This is a genomic window from Paenibacillus sp. Negev47 (assembly GCF_058313655.1).
This window is the reverse complement of sequence record NZ_CM177754.1, coordinates 5,649,250-5,664,303: the sequence shown is the minus strand read 5'-3', so window position 1 is coordinate 5,664,303 and position 15,054 is coordinate 5,649,250. Positions and strand designations below refer to the sequence as shown.

Below are 15,054 nucleotides of genomic sequence, written 5' to 3'. Positions count from 1 at the left end.
CAGACCGTAGAGGAGGTGGAGGGATGACAGAACGAATTCTGTGTATACGGGAAGGGTGTGCAAATACCATTTTGCCAACAACGGCTGCTAGAACAGGTGGGTATTGCATGCCTTGCAAGCAGGAGTTGGAGCGTGAAGAGCGTCAGAGATACATTGAAGCGAATCGGCGTGACGTAAACTTGTATGCGGGCATCACAGACCCGGTTGAAGTTTTGAAAATCATGCACGAACCTCAGGTTCGCGATCCATTAATTCGCTATGTGCCATATGAACAATCCAAGGAACGGGTGTATCTGTCTTTGTCAGTTGAACAACAAGATGAGATGAAGGATTATGCGATGCAACGGATTCGTACAGGCGATGAAGATACCGGCAAAGATATTCTGCTGTATCTGGTCCGTTATCATGATGTATCGTTGACCGCCGAAATTCCTGAGTTGTTGGAACAGGAGATCTATTATCCGGCGATTTTATATAAAAGTGCCTCGGCAGAAGTGCGGAATCATCTTTTGCAGCAGGTGAACACCGATGACGAGAATCGCAACCACATATTGCTCATGCTGGCCCATATCGGGGATGGTGTTGTTGAGCAGCAGTTCCAGCAATGGAGACAATCTCCGCCCTCTTGGGCGAGTGAGTTGTACGTGGCCCCGGAGCAATACACCACGGAAGCTGGTTGGGAACTCACAAAAGAAGGGCAACGCAGGGAATTATTCACCACCCCAAGTTATTCACTCTATAAAGTAAAAGAGAGTGAAGCAAATAAAGCGGCAATCACCGGAGATTCAATCTCAATGCTGACTCCGAGCACGAATTGCTGTCCATGGTGTGGTGGTACGTTAACGACCTTAATTAATCTGGATGTTAAGCATCCAGCTCTGCAGGACGTGTCTTGGCATACCCCGCGACTTCAGATACAGACTTGCGTGATATGCAGCAGTTACGGTGTGGTTTACATGGAGATGGATGCAGCGGGGGAACCGTTATGGAGTTCACATAATGTCATGCCCGTGGGAGCGGACGACATTGACCCGGACGATTATATTCAGCTTACACTGGATACGGGCCGACAGTTTCGGATTGCGAACGCACCACGTCATGCATTCCATGCCAGTGAGTGGGCGATGGAGCCATCTCTATCTCAGGTCGGCGGCCATCCGGGATGGGTTCAGGATGCGGAGTACCCAACATGTCCACGCTGTTCTACTCGATTGAAGGCTGTCGCACAACTGGATTGGGGCGAGGTCGAGGAATACGGTGAAGGAATGTACTACATGTTCATATGCGAGCCATGCCAGATGACCGCCGTAACCTATCAACAATCTTGATGGTGGAAGCTATGATAAGCCATTAACTTATCTATAGTACTACAAGACCAATTAGGTTGTAATGACAGTAGTATACAGACTATGACATAAAGAGGCATCCCGTAAGTTCTTGAACTTCATGGGATGCCTCTTTAATGTACGTCAGATTTTCCTACAATTCTGCAGATGCCTGCGTCAGCAGACCGCCCAGCCATTCATAATCGGGCGTATCCTTTTCCTTGATCTTGATCGTTTTACGCTCTTCCGGGCCTTCAAATATCCCATCGGGTAGATCGAGTCCGGTTGCATGGAAGATGGTGAAGGAGACGGCCTGTTTGGATGGCGAGATGACCGCAGCGTACTTCCCATTTTTCAGAAAATGAGGTTTCTTGTATTGCACCCGTTCCTGCACATCAGGGATGGAATCATGTACCAGCTGCCGCAATTGATCAGCGACTTGAACTTGCCAGGGAATCTGAATCTGTTCAATAAACTCAGTGACTTCTGCATTCTTGGTCATCTTGGTTCACCCTCCGTATGGATCTGATTGTGTGCTTCCCATTCTGGTCTTAGAATTCCCATCATCAGGCGGTCGTAACGCTTACCATCACGGTATACAGCTGAGCGTGCCCGACCTTCCAACTGAAAACCAGCCTTCTCATAGGAACGGATTGCTTTGGCATTGTAGGCGATGACATCAAGGCCAACCCGGTCCAGGTTCATCTCATGGAATGCATATCGTAAAATAAGATTCAACGCTTCGGTGCCATATCCCTTGTTACGATGTTCGGCAAGTCCGATGCCAATGGCAAGCTGCCCGCAGCGGTTATTCCACTCAATGCTGTGAATGACAACAAAACCAATCAGGGTATCGTCTTCATGCGTGCGAAGTCTGAAGTACACTTCCTTGTTCTTCGTATCTCCCTCATCTTCCAACTGTTTCTCCGAATAGGGGATGGCCATATCGGTATCCACATTCCGAAGGTATTCCGGGTCTTCGTTCCAGAGCAGCATCGTTTGCACGTCTTCAGGACGTGGTGGCGTCATTTTCAATCGTGTGCTATAGAACAGGTTATCCGTTGTTAGTGTCATAGGAGTCTCCCTTTGTTGTTATGAATAGCCCCATCATCTGGAAATTATAGGTGAATCACAATAGCGTATTTCAGTGGATACAAGTAGCCTCTTGTCATGAAACCTGACATGGTAGTAATATGAAATAATCGATATACATTCAATGACTAAAAATGTCGGCAGGAGTGATACGTTTTGGAGATCAAAGTGGATGATTTGAGTGGAATACAGGTCAAAGCGTTAATTGCAGAGCACTTGCAAGGGATGGCAGCGGATTCGCCTCCAGAGAGTATTCATGCGTTGAATCTGGATGGACTCAAGAAGCCTGAAATTACATTCTGGTGTGCATGGGAAGGGGACGACCTGCTCGGATGTGGGGCTATCAAAGAACTTGATCCAGAGCATGCAGAGTTGAAGTCGATGCGTACCGCTTCGGCTCACTTGAGAAAAGGTGTAGCGAGGAAGATTTTGTCCCATATTATGAACGTTGCAGTAGAACGTGGTTATAAGCGAATCAGTCTGGAGACGGGCTCAATGGATTCATTCATCCCGGCACGGAAGTTGTATGAAGACTTCGGATTCGAATATTGCGAACCATTCGCAGATTATATTTTGGACCCGAACAGCGCGTTTATGACAAAGACAATCTAAATGGATTCGCATGAGAAACCGGTATTCTGTTGTTACAGAATGCTGGTTTTTTTATTTGCAACATATCACACATATTGAAGTTTGGAAAAAGAGTAAAATAAACTCAATGATGAAACCTGGACCATGCTATGAAAAGGGTGGAGGGAGTCGTGTATGATATATTGGTGGTTTGATCAGATGAATCCGCTGTTTGCCGTCTTAGTTTTATGTCCTATAATTGCTGTGGTGCTTGGAGTATGCAGTTATTTTGCCAATTGGTTTAGACTCTGGGTAGCGCTGGTTATATCTTTTATGCTGCCTTTGTTGTATATCGCGAGTGATCTTTCAACATGGGGTAGTAACATAGGCGCTTGGTTCATCTATGGGGCAGTGTACAGTTTGATCAGCTGGATTGTACATAGATTGCTTGATGCCATTGTGGGGTATAAAACATAGGTTATGTCCTTATACGTTTGGGATGAATTGGCCATAAGGAACTTCTGGGCTGATTGATGGACAATAGGGTATACTGGACATTATGTTTATGAGATTGTGCAAAAATATGAAACAAGACAGCATTACAGACGTTTTTTACATCAGGAGGACTTGAATTGGCTCAGACAGAAGGAACACTACAGAAGAAGCTTAAACCAAGACACATCAGTTTTATGGCTATGGGTGGTGTCATTGGAACGGGAATTTTCAAAGGCAGTGCAGAGACGATCGGACTCGCAGGTCCGGGCGTGATCGTCACGTACATTTTTGCCGGATTATTGCTGCTGGTTGTTATGGCCGCGATGGCGGAGATGGCTACGGTGTACAAGAACAAAAATATGAAAGACTTCGTACAAGAAGCATTCGGTAGCAGAGTGTCCTTTGTTATGGGATGGATGTACTGCTTTCTATGGTTATCGGTGTGTGTCATTGAGGTGATTGCGGCCGGGAGCTTTTTGCAGTATTGGTTCAGTGAAGTACCGCTGTGGATGCTGAGTCTGGCTTGTGCGGCGTTCATTATACTGGTTAATCTGCTCAGTGTGGGTGTGTTCGGTGAATTTGAATTTTGGCTGGCAGGGATCAAAATCGCCATGATCATTATTTTTATTTTTCTGGGCGCAGGACTGATCTTTGGCATTATTCCAAGTGATAACACGCCATATCTACAGAATTACACGCAAGCAGGCGGGTTCTTCCCGAATGGATGGTCATCGATCTTCTCGGCACTGCTTGTGGTCATGTTCTCTTATGGGGGATCGGAGCTGATTGGTCTGACCCTGACCGAGACGGAAAATGCAGAAAAAGTCATGCCCAAAATCGTAGGCAATTTCATGCTCAGAATTATTCTGTTCTTCACCTTGCCGATTCTCATCATCTGTGGTCTCATTCCATGGAATGAGATTGGGCCGGAGAGCAGCCCGTTTGTACAGGTGCTCGCCTCCACGGGACTGCCGGGAGCGGCACATATTATGAACTTTATTTTGGTGACGGCGGTCCTATCTGCAGCAAACTCAGGGATCTACGGTGCATCCCGGATGATGCACTCCATGGCTGTAGGCGGGGAAGCTCCGAAGGCATTGTCACAGACGAATCGCAACGGCAGCCCTGTTAACACACTTCTGGTGTGCTCGGTCGTCCTGCTTGGAGGTTCCTTGCTTGGCCTGTTCGCGCAGGATCAACTGTTCCGCATATTGCTTGCGGTTCCGGGGTTTGTGGTAATCCTTGTGTGGATCTGTATTGCCTCATCGCAGCTAAAACTGCGGAAGAGATATCCGGTTCAACCGACATTCAAAGTCTGGGGATTTCCTTATATAACCGGAGTCGTCGTGTTGTGTCTCAGTGTCATTGCGGTCATGTTTGTGTTTGATGCAGGTAATCGGTTCAGCATTAGCATCTGTCTTGCCGTGCTCGCATTGCTGATGATCTGGTCCCTGATTCGATTCAGGAAGACGAATGGACGAACAGTGTAGTATTGCTGACATTCAAATGCTATATAAGTTGAACTAAAGATTATTTACACTGACACTACGATGACAGAATAACCTCTCCGTTATCGTATAAATGATTAGTGCAACTTATATAGTTGACATTTATAAACATAAAACAGACCGTTCATATTGATGAGCGGTCTGTTTTACGTTTCATTCTCCACTCGCTGATCGCGGTGCGCTGTTACACTCCACTAGGAATCATACCGATAGCAGATGGCCTTTCCTCCAGTACCCTCAGAGCTGAATTCCGCATCTTCTACAAAACCGAAACGTTCATATAACCGGATGGCGTTAACCATCTGACCGCCCGTATATAAGTACACCGTATTTTTGCCCATCTCTTTGGCAGAATCTACGCATTGCTGAAGTAATTCTCTGCCGATTCCGTGGCCTCTCCATTGTGGATCCACACCCAACAGCCGAATAAACGGATAATCAATTGGCAGTTCAAAGGTTGGATAAGCCTTGTGCGCGGTTTCGAATAATTGAACGGTCCCAACAATGTGATCCTCAATCTTGGCAATCCACAATTGTTTGAGATGAGGGTTGTCCAGAGACTCTCTAATGTCTTTCAGGTATGCTTCCTATCGATCATTTTGTTCAAATGTTTCCCGGTACTCGGCGTAACTTGCAACAAGGATATCAACAATCTCTGGATGGTCAGTCTCTGTGGCAGGTTGAATTGTAACGGCAGCCGTTGTCATCGTATAATTCCTCTTTTCTTATAGGTTAAGTATGGAATATAGTTTTCTTGCATTCTAACACAATTGACTCAAACCGATTAATTCAAATTTTCTATAGTTAACTCAGTCATTTCTATAGATCAAAGCGACTCAACGATTGAGCTGTGTAGAATACAGGTGATTGCGATATTCGGTTGGCGTATTGCCTTCGTATTGCTTGAACATGCGCAGGAACAGCTTGTAATCGGAGAAACCGCATTGTCCGGCAATTTCTTTTACACTGGCATTGGTATTCAGCAGCAACTGTTTCGCCCGACGAATTCGTTCTGTGAGGATATAGGTTTTAAGTCCAGTACCTTTCTCGCGTTTCACCATTTTGGAGATATAGTCTTTGTTAAAATTAAAATTTTCCGCAATCTGACTCACCGTAATGTTCGTATGCAGATGAATATCGACCCACTTGCAGATATGGTCCACAATCGCATTGTGGGGGCGATAATCCGCCTCTATATTACGCTCCAGCTCTCTGAACAACAATAGCAAAGCTGCGTCTGCTTCCTCCGGTGAAAAGGAGGACACATGCAGCAATTGCTTAAATAACTGATTGGCCATGGAAGGCACCTGAATGGTGGCATGTGTCCTAAAGCGATTGAATTCAGCCTGCAAGGCATCATAGTGAACCCAGTAAAAGCTAACAGGTGCGTCGCTGATCCGGTAGCCATAGTGGGTGCGACCAGCGCGCAGAAACAACAGATCGTTGGCACGAACCACATATTGTTCCTCTTCTTCCGCGATGTACATCTCACCTTCCAGCATCAAAATGATCTCGTGAACAGGCATGCTGCGTCTCATGTGGCTCCAGTTCCCTTCGGATATGAACTTGCCGCACAGGTAATGTTCCAGGGGCTTTTGCATAGGACGGATTTATCCACCTTTTCTTGGATTATGAGTCTGATGTAATTGTATTTTATTTGATAATATGAGGATATTCAAGCTCTGCAGTAGATTGATGAGTATTAGTCATATGGAACAGAACACGGATTTTACCCCTCAAGAATGAATGGATATCTATATCTATATAAGATGAACTAATCATTTACATGATAACGGAGAGGACAGAAAAAACCTGAAAAAGCGGAGCGTTCGCCTTTATCCCCGGATTTTCCCCTTCGGAAAAGGGAATCAAAAAATCTGGGGGTAAAGGTTATTCTGTCATCGTAGTGTCAGTGTAAATAATCTTTAGTTCAACTTATATATTACATCCCGAGAAGGAGTGAATGTAATGATTGATACGAAAAAAGGATTTCTGGGACCGGAACATGTAGATCTGTTAAATGGTGTTTTTCAAACATCACAAGAGGTTGGGGAGCGTTACCTGTTATCGCTGGATATTGATCGATTTCTGGCTCCGTGCTTCGAAGCCCATGGGTTACCAGCCCGAAAAGAACGCTACGCGGGATGGGAGGCACGCACCATCAGCGGGCATTCCCTCGGACATTATCTGTCGGCGCTGGCTGTAACGTATCAGGCGACCGGGAATATCACATTAAAAGAAACGTTGGATTATGCCGTTACCGAACTGGCGAGAATCCAGCAGACTACGGGGAGCGGATATATCGGCGGTTTGTCCGAAGAAGCATTCCACATCGCATTCCGCGCCGAACATATTGGTGGATTCAACATCGGTGAATACTGGGTTCCCTGGTATAGTGTGCACAAAATCTATCGTGGTCTGATTGACGCCTATAAACTGACTGGCAACGGACAGGCACTTGAGGTGGTTACTCGATTTGCAGATTGGGCAGTAGAAGGCTTGCTTCCGATGACAGAAGAACAGATGCAGACGATGCTTCAAAGTGAACACGGGGGCATGAATGAAGTATTTGCACATTTGTATGGGATCACGGGCAAAGCCTTATACCTTGAGATCGCTAATAAATTCACTCATCAATTGATCCTTAGACCATTGGAACACAAGCAGGATGATCTTCAAGGCAGACACGCCAATACCCAGATTCCCAAAGTGATTGGTGCAGCCGAAATCTACAATCAGGATCACTCCCGCGAGAGTTACCGGACAGCGGCAGAATTTTTCTGGGATACAACCATTCATCATCGTTCCTACGTCTTTGGCGCGACGAGCATATCGGAGCATTATGAAGCGAAGGGTATGGAGAGTCTCGGGATCAAGACAGGAGAGAGCTGCTGTACCCACAACATGATGCATCTGACGAAACAACTTTTCGTCTGGAATCACGATAGCGCCTACATGGACTATTATGAAAACGCCATCTACAATCACATCCTGGGCACGCAGGACCCGGATACCGGGAACAAGACGTATTTTGCCTCAACGCTGCAAGGTCACTACAAAATCTATGGTACACACGATACGGCCTGGTGGTGCTGTACAGGATCAGGCATGGAGAACCCGGGCAAATATGCCGAGGCCATCTATTTCGAAGACGAACAGGACATGTACGTCAACCTGTATATCGCTTCCCAGCTGGATTGGACGTCTCAGGGAATATCCCTGAAGCTCGAAACCGACTTTCCTTATTCGGAAAAGGTAACCCTGACGATCACCGGAGGCAGCGCCTCGGCCCATCTAAGACTACGCGTGCCCTCATGGCTGCAAGAGCCAATGACAGCAAACGTCAACGGGGATGCGGAACATCCGTATACACGAATGGAACCCGGCTATCTTTCCATCGACCGCACCTGGACAGCAGGCGATGTCATTACCATCACACTGCCGATGTCACTCCACCAGTACACTTCCCGGGATGATGCGCACAAAGTAGCCTTCCTGTACGGCCCGATTGTACTCGCCGGTGCACTCGGAAGCGAGGGTCTGCCCGAGGACACCATCGTGGACGAAACGGCTCTGAACCCCAAGACCGCACCCGTACCTGTGATCTGGACGAAGCAGAAGGATGTACGAGAGTGGATCAAGGTCGTGGATGCAGGCACGTTAACATTTGAACTTAGCAAGGATGTCACTTCCACGGGCGAAGCCGTGAAGCTTGTTCCGTTCTATGATGTGCATCATGAGTTCTATACGGTGTATTGGCCGTTTAACGATGAGGGTGATGCACTTGAGAAAGAATTAAATGATATTACGATCGACAGGGTTCAGGCGGATGGTCAGCAGGATGAGATCGGACATCAACTGGATAGCAACTGCCGTGGGGAGCATCACAACGGGTCGTATACGGACAGTCGTAACAAGCTGCATATGTGGCGGGAGGCTTTTGGTGTCAGTGGGGCTTATTTTAGTTACCAACTGGCAGTGGATCGAACGGCATCCAATTATCTATGTGTGGCCTATTGGGGCGGAGATCATTCCCCATTTGAAAGGGTAGGTACGTTATATGATAGACGATTCAGCATTACCGTGGATGGAATTGTTATCGGAGAGCAGCGAATTCATATGAACAAAATCGGCGACGTATTTTATGTGACCTATGATATTCCTGATACCGTTACAGCGGGTAAAGATAGCGTTACAGTGGTGTTCCAAGCGTTGGGTGACAATGGCTGTGCTGGGAAAGTCGTAGAGGTACGCACCACGCGAAGCAAACCGGAATCCATCTTTTCGTGAAAAGAGGCGTTGTGTGAAAAGGCGCAAACACAATGGTATAATGAAAGCAAAAATACGGATTAGGTAAAAGAGGAGGTTGGAAGTGTGGCCAAACCAGATAATAAAGGTACTCATAGCTTTCAGAATTGGTTAACATGGGAGGGGTCATGGGAATTAATTAATGGCAAAGCTTTTAATATGTCTACAGCGCCCACCTCATTGCACCAGTTTATTGTGGGTGAGCTGCACTTCTCCTTACGGACTTTTTTTCAGAACCGAGAATGTTTCGTGTTTGTAGCCCCTTTCGATGTGTATTTTAGCGAAAATGAACAATACGACGTACCAGATCAAGTTGTACAACCTGATCTATCTGTGGTGTGCACCAAAGACCAGATATCCAAAAGTGGCTGCCACGGTGCGCCTTCTTTAATTATAGAGGTGTTATCGCCTTCAACTGCGTTAAAGGATTTTAACGAAAAATTTAACCTGTATCAGAAATATGGCGTGAATGAATACTGGATCGTTGATCCTGGCAATCAGACCGTCCATGTGTACACGCTGGAGGGTGGCAGTTACCAGACCCGTCATCTGTATACAGAACAGGAAACAATTCAATCCGTCGTGTATCCTGACTTGCACATTCCGCTGGATTCGTTGTTTAAGCTTCGGTAGTGCACGGTGTCAGCCAGCTGTACGTGTTACCCCGGCTCCATAGCCGGGGTATTTATTTTGCTCTTTTTTCAGACAAGTCTTATATAAAAAATGACACGCGTAGCTATTTTCCACGTATTACCTGATAACATTTCTTTTTCCACAAAATTTCCTGCCAAGTTCCACGTTGTCCCTAAAAATATGAAATGGGATAAGCCCAAACCACGTATATTATGAGTATCCAAATATCCAATGTTATCCACCTGAGAGCGTTAACATCATGTACAATAAGAATAAGTTGATTAGGAAAATAACGACATGAAGCACCAAAATATAACATGAAAGGAGGTCGGATGATTGAACATGATCAAGTACATAAAATGGTTGGGGTTAATCTTCGGTATTGTGGCTGTGAATGTTCTGGCATTCTCACCCGGCTTTATCGGGCTGAATTTCGAGGAGGGTGCATTCACAACTGCGCTATCCGTTACCCTTCTGTTCGGCAGTGCAATGGCACTCTTATATGGCAGTTACACCTTGCTGTTCAGACAGCCGGTAGTTCTGCCCGTGAAGCATATCGAAACACATGAAGAATATGTGGAAGCACTATCTTTTTATAGACGCATCAAAATCCTCGAAGAAGATATCACGCTGGGACTGTCCCAACTGAGCCGGATGAAAAAGAAAAAAGAAACTCTCCTGAACGTGCTTCATCAACGCTTTGATCCAGGGGAACTGAGTTACAAGAAATTCGCTTCGGTCACATTGGAAGTGGAGAAGCTGTTATACCTGAATATCCGCAGTGTGCTGAACCGGTTGAATGTATTCGATGAAGCCGACTATGCCAACATGATGAAAGCCAAGTCCTCCACACTTCCCCAGAAGCTTTTTCAGGAAAAAACAAAGGTATACAACGATTATCTGTCTTATGTGAAGAATGCACTCCACACCAATGAGGAAATTTTGCTCAAGCTCGATCAGTTGTTATTGGAGATTTCACGCCTCGACAGCTTTGAAGCCGGAGATATCGAACAGATGCCTTGTATGCAGGAGATTGATCAGTTAATCAAGCACACCAAATTATACAGACAGTGAGGGGTTGCTCGTATGGCGAAGAAGGGAAAGTTTTTTTTCATATCGATTGTAATGCTGGTACTCGTATTTGGTCTGGTCTATGCAGGAATTACTTTAACATCGAACTTTGGCAAGTCGACTACACAGGTGAGCACAGAGAATGCAGGTAAAACGCTTGGTAAATTGTACTCGGATATTGCGCCGGCAACGGCGGAACCCGTCAAAGGGCAGATTGATCTCGACCCGGTTGATGTGGCAGAATCACTGCCAGATATCTCGAAATTTCCGATTGCTGTAGAGAATACAACGAATGATTATGTCGAAATCTTCTCTTCCACAGAGAAGTCGGGCAGTGGGGTAGACGGCTGGTTAACCGAGGTGGGTGAGGAGTTCAACAAGGCCAATATTACCGTTGGTGGCACACAGGTATCGGTCAAAATTCGCAATATTGCCTCCGGTACGGCTACCGATTATATCAAGTCTGGCAAGTATATACCTGATGCATTTACACCCTCCAACGAACTGTGGGGCGAGATGGTTGAGGCCAGTGGGGTGAAGACCGAGATGGTGTCCGAGCGACTGGTCGGGAATGTTCCGGGAATTGTTATTTCCAAAGCCAAATATGACGCACTGGTTGATACGTACGGCTCCGTTAATGTAAAAACCGTAACCGAAGCGATTGCGAACAATGAACTCGCGATGGGATATACCGATCCGTTTGCCAGTTCTACAGGACTTAACTTCCTGGTGACCGCACTGAATACGTATGACAGTACCAATCCACTTGGCGAGAAGGCCATTGAAGGGTTCGAAAAGTTCCAGACCAATGTGCCGTTTACCGCTTCAACAACGATTCAGATGCGGGAAGCTGCCAAGTCAGGCAGACTGGATGCCTTTGTACTCGAATACCAGACGTATATGAATACCGCTGATCTGAAGAGTGGTTACGTCTTTACACCATTTGGCGTGAGACATGACAGCCCGCTGTATGCATTGGGACAACTGCCACAGAACAAACAGGAGATTATCCAGAAATTCGCGGAATTCGTAACTCAGGCGAAGTACCAACAATCGGCGGAAGAGTTCGGTTTCAACGGGTTACAGGATTACAAATCCGAGCTGGCTACCGTGGATGGCGGAACGTTGCTGTCCGCACAGAAAGTATGGAAAGAGAAGAAGAACGGCAGCAAACCCATTGCCGCCGTGTTCGTGACGGACGTATCCGGAAGCATGGACGGCGAACCGCTTAACCGACTGAAGGAGTCCTTGCGTAAAGGTCAGAAGTACCTGGGCACAGAGAACAGTATTGGCCTGGTTTCTTACTCCAGCGGGGTAACTGTGAATCTGCCGATTGCCAAGTATGATACGAACCAGCAGTCCATGTTTGTCGGAACCGTCGATAGTCTGCAAGCTGGCGGGGGTACGGCAACTTTTGATGGGATCGTAGTGGCCATGAAGATGCTGGAAGATTATATGGCTGCTGATCCGAACGTGAAGCCGTTGATCTTTGTCCTGAGTGATGGCGAGACCAACGAAGGTCATACCCTCAAGGATATCCGGGATCTGGTCGAGACGTACAAAGTGCCGATCTATACGATTGGATACAACGCGGACATCAAAGCTTTGGAGAGCATCTCCAGCATTAACGAAGCGGCAAGCATCAATGCCGATACCGACGATGTCGTGTACAAGATCGGTAACCTGTTTAACGTACAGATGTAATCTAAAGGGGGAACTACAGATGTCATTTTCAATGGAAATACCGAGCCAGAAGGAAATTCAGAAGGTCATTGAGGAAGAAGTGAAACCCGTACCCGCCGAGGTCGCGGAGCTTCAACAAGTGGCGAATGCCAACGTAGAGATGATCATGACACTGGACCTTGAATCCCTGGAGAAGCGCAAAGAGATTCTGCAATCCATTGACGGCTTTGGCATGAACACGATGAGATCCTCTTCTGAGAAAAACGCCTTGCTTCAAGTCTCTGTTGGACATCTGTCCAAGACGGGAGACGAGGGCGGTCAGGTCGCCAAAGGCTTGACCGAGCTGCATATGCAACTGAAGGATCTCGACCCGAGCGTGGTCGATTTCGCCAAGACCGGTTTCCTCGGGAAATTGTTCAATCCGCTTCGCGCTTATTTCCTGAAATATCAGAAGGCTGATACAGTCATCGCTGACATCGTAACCTCCTTGGATAAGGGCAGATCCACACTCCGAAACGATAATACAACGCTGGAGATTGAGCAACAGAATCTGAGAGAGCTCACCAAGCGACTACAAAAGGAAATCCAGCTTGGTGTGCTTATGGATGAATCCATCGACGCCCAGATTGAAGCGGCGAAGGTCCGCAATGAGGACCCCGAGAAAGTTCGTTTCATCACGGAAGAAGTGCTGTTCCCGCTCCGCCAACGGGTCATGGATCTGCAGCAGATGTTGGTTGTGAACCAGCAGGGTATCATGGCGATTGAAGTAGTCATCCGCAATAACAAGGAACTGATCCGAGGGGTAGACCGGGCGAAGAATGTAACCATCTCGGCACTGAAAATTGCCGTTACTGTAGCGAGTGCTCTGTATAATCAGAAGATTGTATTGCAGAAGATTGAATTGCTGAACCAGACGACCAATGATCTGATTGCAGGTACTTCCAAGATGCTCAAGGATCAGGGGATTGCCATCCAAAAGCAAGCGTATGAAGCCAGCATCTCCGTGGATACGATGAAACAGGCGTTCACCGATGTGTTGTCTGCGCTTGACTCCATCAGTCTTTATAAGCAGGAAGCTCTACCAAGAATGCGCGAGACGATTAACCAGTTCCGTGAACTTGCGGATACCGGAGAGCAGCAGATTCAGCGGTTGGAGAAAGGGCAGAAGTTGGGGCTGTAATGAGCAGGTTAAGGGCGAAAACATAAACTGCTGAAAGAGACTCCCTCGGGAGTCTTTTTTTGTTATCAGCTTTGCATAATTCATGGTATTGCTCCCGGGTACCGAATTTCGACGAACAGAATCATTCCGATCTACCTCTTGCTGATGGGGAGCTGCTTAGTGTTTTAATCTAACCATTGATGGAATCTTCATATACAATTATAGCCAATTGAATTAAAATTAAAGAGGCTTGTAGTCGGGGAGTTGGACTAACTATATACAGGAAATAGAGGGATACGATGAAGGGTCAGAAGGTGTTTGCCATACTGCTGGGAGCGTCTGTTGTATTGAGCGGTTGTGGCGGGATTGAGATTACCATTAAGGAAGAAGGGAAGAGTCAAGAATTACAGGAGACAACCAAACCGGTTGTACAGTCAGACGTAGTTCAAGGCGGAGAGCAGGTAGAGATAGCGGTTGACTCAAAGAGTGGAGCTCAAACAGTTAACAAGGTTCAAGAAGATACGGCTCAGGAAATAGCAGTAGAGAAGCCTAAGGAAGAAGCAAGCTACGCTGTGGCTGAGACGTCAGCAGAACAAAGTATTGATTATCTGAAGCCAACGTCTTCAGAAATAAATCTACGTGTTGCACCTAGTATCAATGCAAGATCAGTAGGTATCCTATACCAAGACGATGAAGCTGTATATTTGCACCGCAAAAATTTTGATCCCTCGGACGGTCGCACCTGGTATCAGGTAAGTATTTCGGATGGAAGTATCGGATGGGTGAGCAGTAAAGTGGTCAAGCAATCGGATGGTCGTTATTACGAAGGAAATGCGTATTCCACATCTAAAGCGCAGTTCGTGTCCGTATCGGTGGCCCATGCCAATATGCGCGATATACCTTCGATCAACGGATCTGCTGTTGCCGTTGTGGACAAAGGAGATCAATTGGAACACTGGGGCGGTTCCGTTTACGATCCCTCGGATGGTCGTACGTGGTACGAAGTATGGACAAGTAATGGGAAGTACGGATGGATTAGTGGCAAAGTAATCACTTGGTAGACGGGAGACTAGGATTTTTATATACCAACTTTACAAGAGATACATATTAGCATTTTGCTACATTCACATAGTATAAACGGGCCAGAGCTTGAGGAGCACCAGCTTCTTGTTGAATTTACTCACTGGGATATGCGAAATACGTACATGGA

The 15,054-nt window shown here is 46.6% G+C and carries 14 protein-coding genes; 10 read left to right on the top strand and 4 right to left on the bottom strand.

Annotated elements, in window-relative coordinates:
* Positions 1–23 precede the first annotated feature (23 nt).
* Positions 24–1,328: a DUF1963 domain-containing protein gene (locus AC4G47_RS25505; RefSeq protein ID WP_491103378.1), complete on the top strand. Its 1,305-nt coding sequence runs from the start codon at positions 24–26 to the stop codon at positions 1,326–1,328.
* Positions 1,329–1,479: 151 nt separating this feature from the next.
* Here AC4G47_RS25505 and AC4G47_RS25500 read toward each other — a convergent pair whose 3' ends face one another.
* Together AC4G47_RS25500 and AC4G47_RS25495 are read right to left on the bottom strand one after the other, a co-directional pair.
* The gene (locus AC4G47_RS25500; RefSeq protein ID WP_491103376.1) at positions 1,480–1,827 is read right to left on the bottom strand and encodes a DUF1801 domain-containing protein; all 348 of its coding nucleotides are present in this window, start codon (positions 1,825–1,827) and stop codon (positions 1,480–1,482) included.
* Positions 1,824–2,399, bottom strand: coding sequence for a GNAT family N-acetyltransferase (locus AC4G47_RS25495; protein WP_491103375.1), 576 nt, complete (start codon positions 2,397–2,399; stop codon positions 1,824–1,826). Before AC4G47_RS25495 ends, AC4G47_RS25500 begins: the two co-directional genes overlap by 4 nt.
* Before the next feature lie 174 nt (positions 2,400–2,573).
* Between AC4G47_RS25495 and AC4G47_RS25490 the strand changes: the two genes are divergently transcribed.
* The 3 genes from AC4G47_RS25490 (at position 2,574) to AC4G47_RS25480 (ending at position 4,972) form a co-directional block, all read left to right on the top strand.
* Positions 2,574–3,029, top strand: a complete 456-nt coding sequence (locus AC4G47_RS25490) for a GNAT family N-acetyltransferase (protein WP_491103374.1) — start codon at positions 2,574–2,576, stop codon at positions 3,027–3,029.
* Between the two features lie 153 nt (positions 3,030–3,182).
* Positions 3,183–3,464: a hypothetical protein gene (locus AC4G47_RS25485; protein ID WP_491103373.1), complete on the top strand. Its 282-nt coding sequence runs from the start codon at positions 3,183–3,185 to the stop codon at positions 3,462–3,464.
* A gap of 155 nt (positions 3,465–3,619) precedes the next feature.
* Complete coding sequence (locus AC4G47_RS25480) at positions 3,620–4,972, top strand: amino acid permease (protein WP_491103372.1); 1,353 nt, start codon at positions 3,620–3,622, stop codon at positions 4,970–4,972.
* A 212-nt stretch (positions 4,973–5,184) separates the two neighbouring features.
* Here AC4G47_RS25480 and AC4G47_RS25475 read toward each other — a convergent pair whose 3' ends face one another.
* Complete coding sequence (locus AC4G47_RS25475; protein ID WP_491106795.1) at positions 5,185–5,547, bottom strand: GNAT family N-acetyltransferase; 363 nt, start codon at positions 5,545–5,547, stop codon at positions 5,185–5,187.
* A gap of 279 nt (positions 5,548–5,826) precedes the next feature.
* Positions 5,827–6,591, bottom strand: coding sequence for a helix-turn-helix transcriptional regulator (locus AC4G47_RS25470; protein ID WP_491103371.1), 765 nt, complete (start codon positions 6,589–6,591; stop codon positions 5,827–5,829).
* 367 nt (positions 6,592–6,958) lie between these two features.
* Here AC4G47_RS25470 and AC4G47_RS25465 point away from each other — a divergent pair, with 367 nt between their 5' ends.
* The 6 genes from AC4G47_RS25465 (at position 6,959) to AC4G47_RS25440 (ending at position 14,905) form a co-directional block, all read left to right on the top strand.
* A complete protein-coding gene (locus AC4G47_RS25465) occupies positions 6,959–9,280 on the top strand; it encodes a beta-L-arabinofuranosidase domain-containing protein (RefSeq protein ID WP_491103370.1) in 2,322 nt (773 codons plus the stop codon).
* A gap of 84 nt (positions 9,281–9,364) precedes the next feature.
* The gene (locus AC4G47_RS25460; RefSeq protein WP_491103368.1) at positions 9,365–9,931 is read left to right on the top strand and encodes a Uma2 family endonuclease; all 567 of its coding nucleotides are present in this window, start codon (positions 9,365–9,367) and stop codon (positions 9,929–9,931) included.
* Between the two features lie 342 nt (positions 9,932–10,273).
* Complete coding sequence (locus AC4G47_RS25455) at positions 10,274–11,005, top strand: hypothetical protein (RefSeq protein WP_491106794.1); 732 nt, start codon at positions 10,274–10,276, stop codon at positions 11,003–11,005.
* Positions 11,006–11,017: 12 nt separating this feature from the next.
* On the top strand, positions 11,018–12,706 hold the full coding sequence (locus AC4G47_RS25450; protein WP_491103366.1) for a vWA domain-containing protein: 1,689 nt from the start codon (positions 11,018–11,020) through the stop codon (positions 12,704–12,706).
* A gap of 19 nt (positions 12,707–12,725) precedes the next feature.
* Positions 12,726–13,865 carry a toxic anion resistance protein gene (locus tag AC4G47_RS25445; RefSeq protein ID WP_458125395.1) on the top strand — a complete coding sequence of 380 codons (1,140 nt, stop codon included), beginning with the start codon at positions 12,726–12,728 and terminating at the stop codon, positions 13,863–13,865.
* A 278-nt stretch (positions 13,866–14,143) separates the two neighbouring features.
* Positions 14,144–14,905, top strand: a complete 762-nt coding sequence (locus AC4G47_RS25440) for an SH3 domain-containing protein (protein WP_491103364.1) — start codon at positions 14,144–14,146, stop codon at positions 14,903–14,905.
* The last annotated feature ends 149 nt before the right edge of the window (positions 14,906–15,054 follow it).

What these genes read in the sequence shown, in the direction of transcription:
- AC4G47_RS25505 (WP_491103378.1), top strand. Translation starts at nt 24, where the DNA reads ATGACAGAACGAATTCTGTGTATACGGGAAGGGTGTGCAAATACCATT.
- AC4G47_RS25500 (WP_491103376.1), bottom strand. Translation starts at nt 1,827, where the DNA reads ATGACCAAGAATGCAGAAGTCACTGAGTTTATTGAACAGATTCAGATT.
- AC4G47_RS25495 (WP_491103375.1), bottom strand. Translation starts at nt 2,399, where the DNA reads ATGACACTAACAACGGATAACCTGTTCTATAGCACACGATTGAAAATG.
- AC4G47_RS25485 (WP_491103373.1), top strand. Translation starts at nt 3,183, where the DNA reads ATGATATATTGGTGGTTTGATCAGATGAATCCGCTGTTTGCCGTCTTA.
- AC4G47_RS25470 (WP_491103371.1), bottom strand. Translation starts at nt 6,591, where the DNA reads ATGCAAAAGCCCCTGGAACATTACCTGTGCGGCAAGTTCATATCCGAA.
- AC4G47_RS25465 (WP_491103370.1), top strand. Translation starts at nt 6,959, where the DNA reads ATGATTGATACGAAAAAAGGATTTCTGGGACCGGAACATGTAGATCTG.
- AC4G47_RS25455 (WP_491106794.1), top strand. Translation starts at nt 10,274, where the DNA reads ATGATCAAGTACATAAAATGGTTGGGGTTAATCTTCGGTATTGTGGCT.
- AC4G47_RS25450 (WP_491103366.1), top strand. Translation starts at nt 11,018, where the DNA reads ATGGCGAAGAAGGGAAAGTTTTTTTTCATATCGATTGTAATGCTGGTA.
- AC4G47_RS25445 (WP_458125395.1), top strand. Translation starts at nt 12,726, where the DNA reads ATGTCATTTTCAATGGAAATACCGAGCCAGAAGGAAATTCAGAAGGTC.
- AC4G47_RS25440 (WP_491103364.1), top strand. Translation starts at nt 14,144, where the DNA reads ATGAAGGGTCAGAAGGTGTTTGCCATACTGCTGGGAGCGTCTGTTGTA.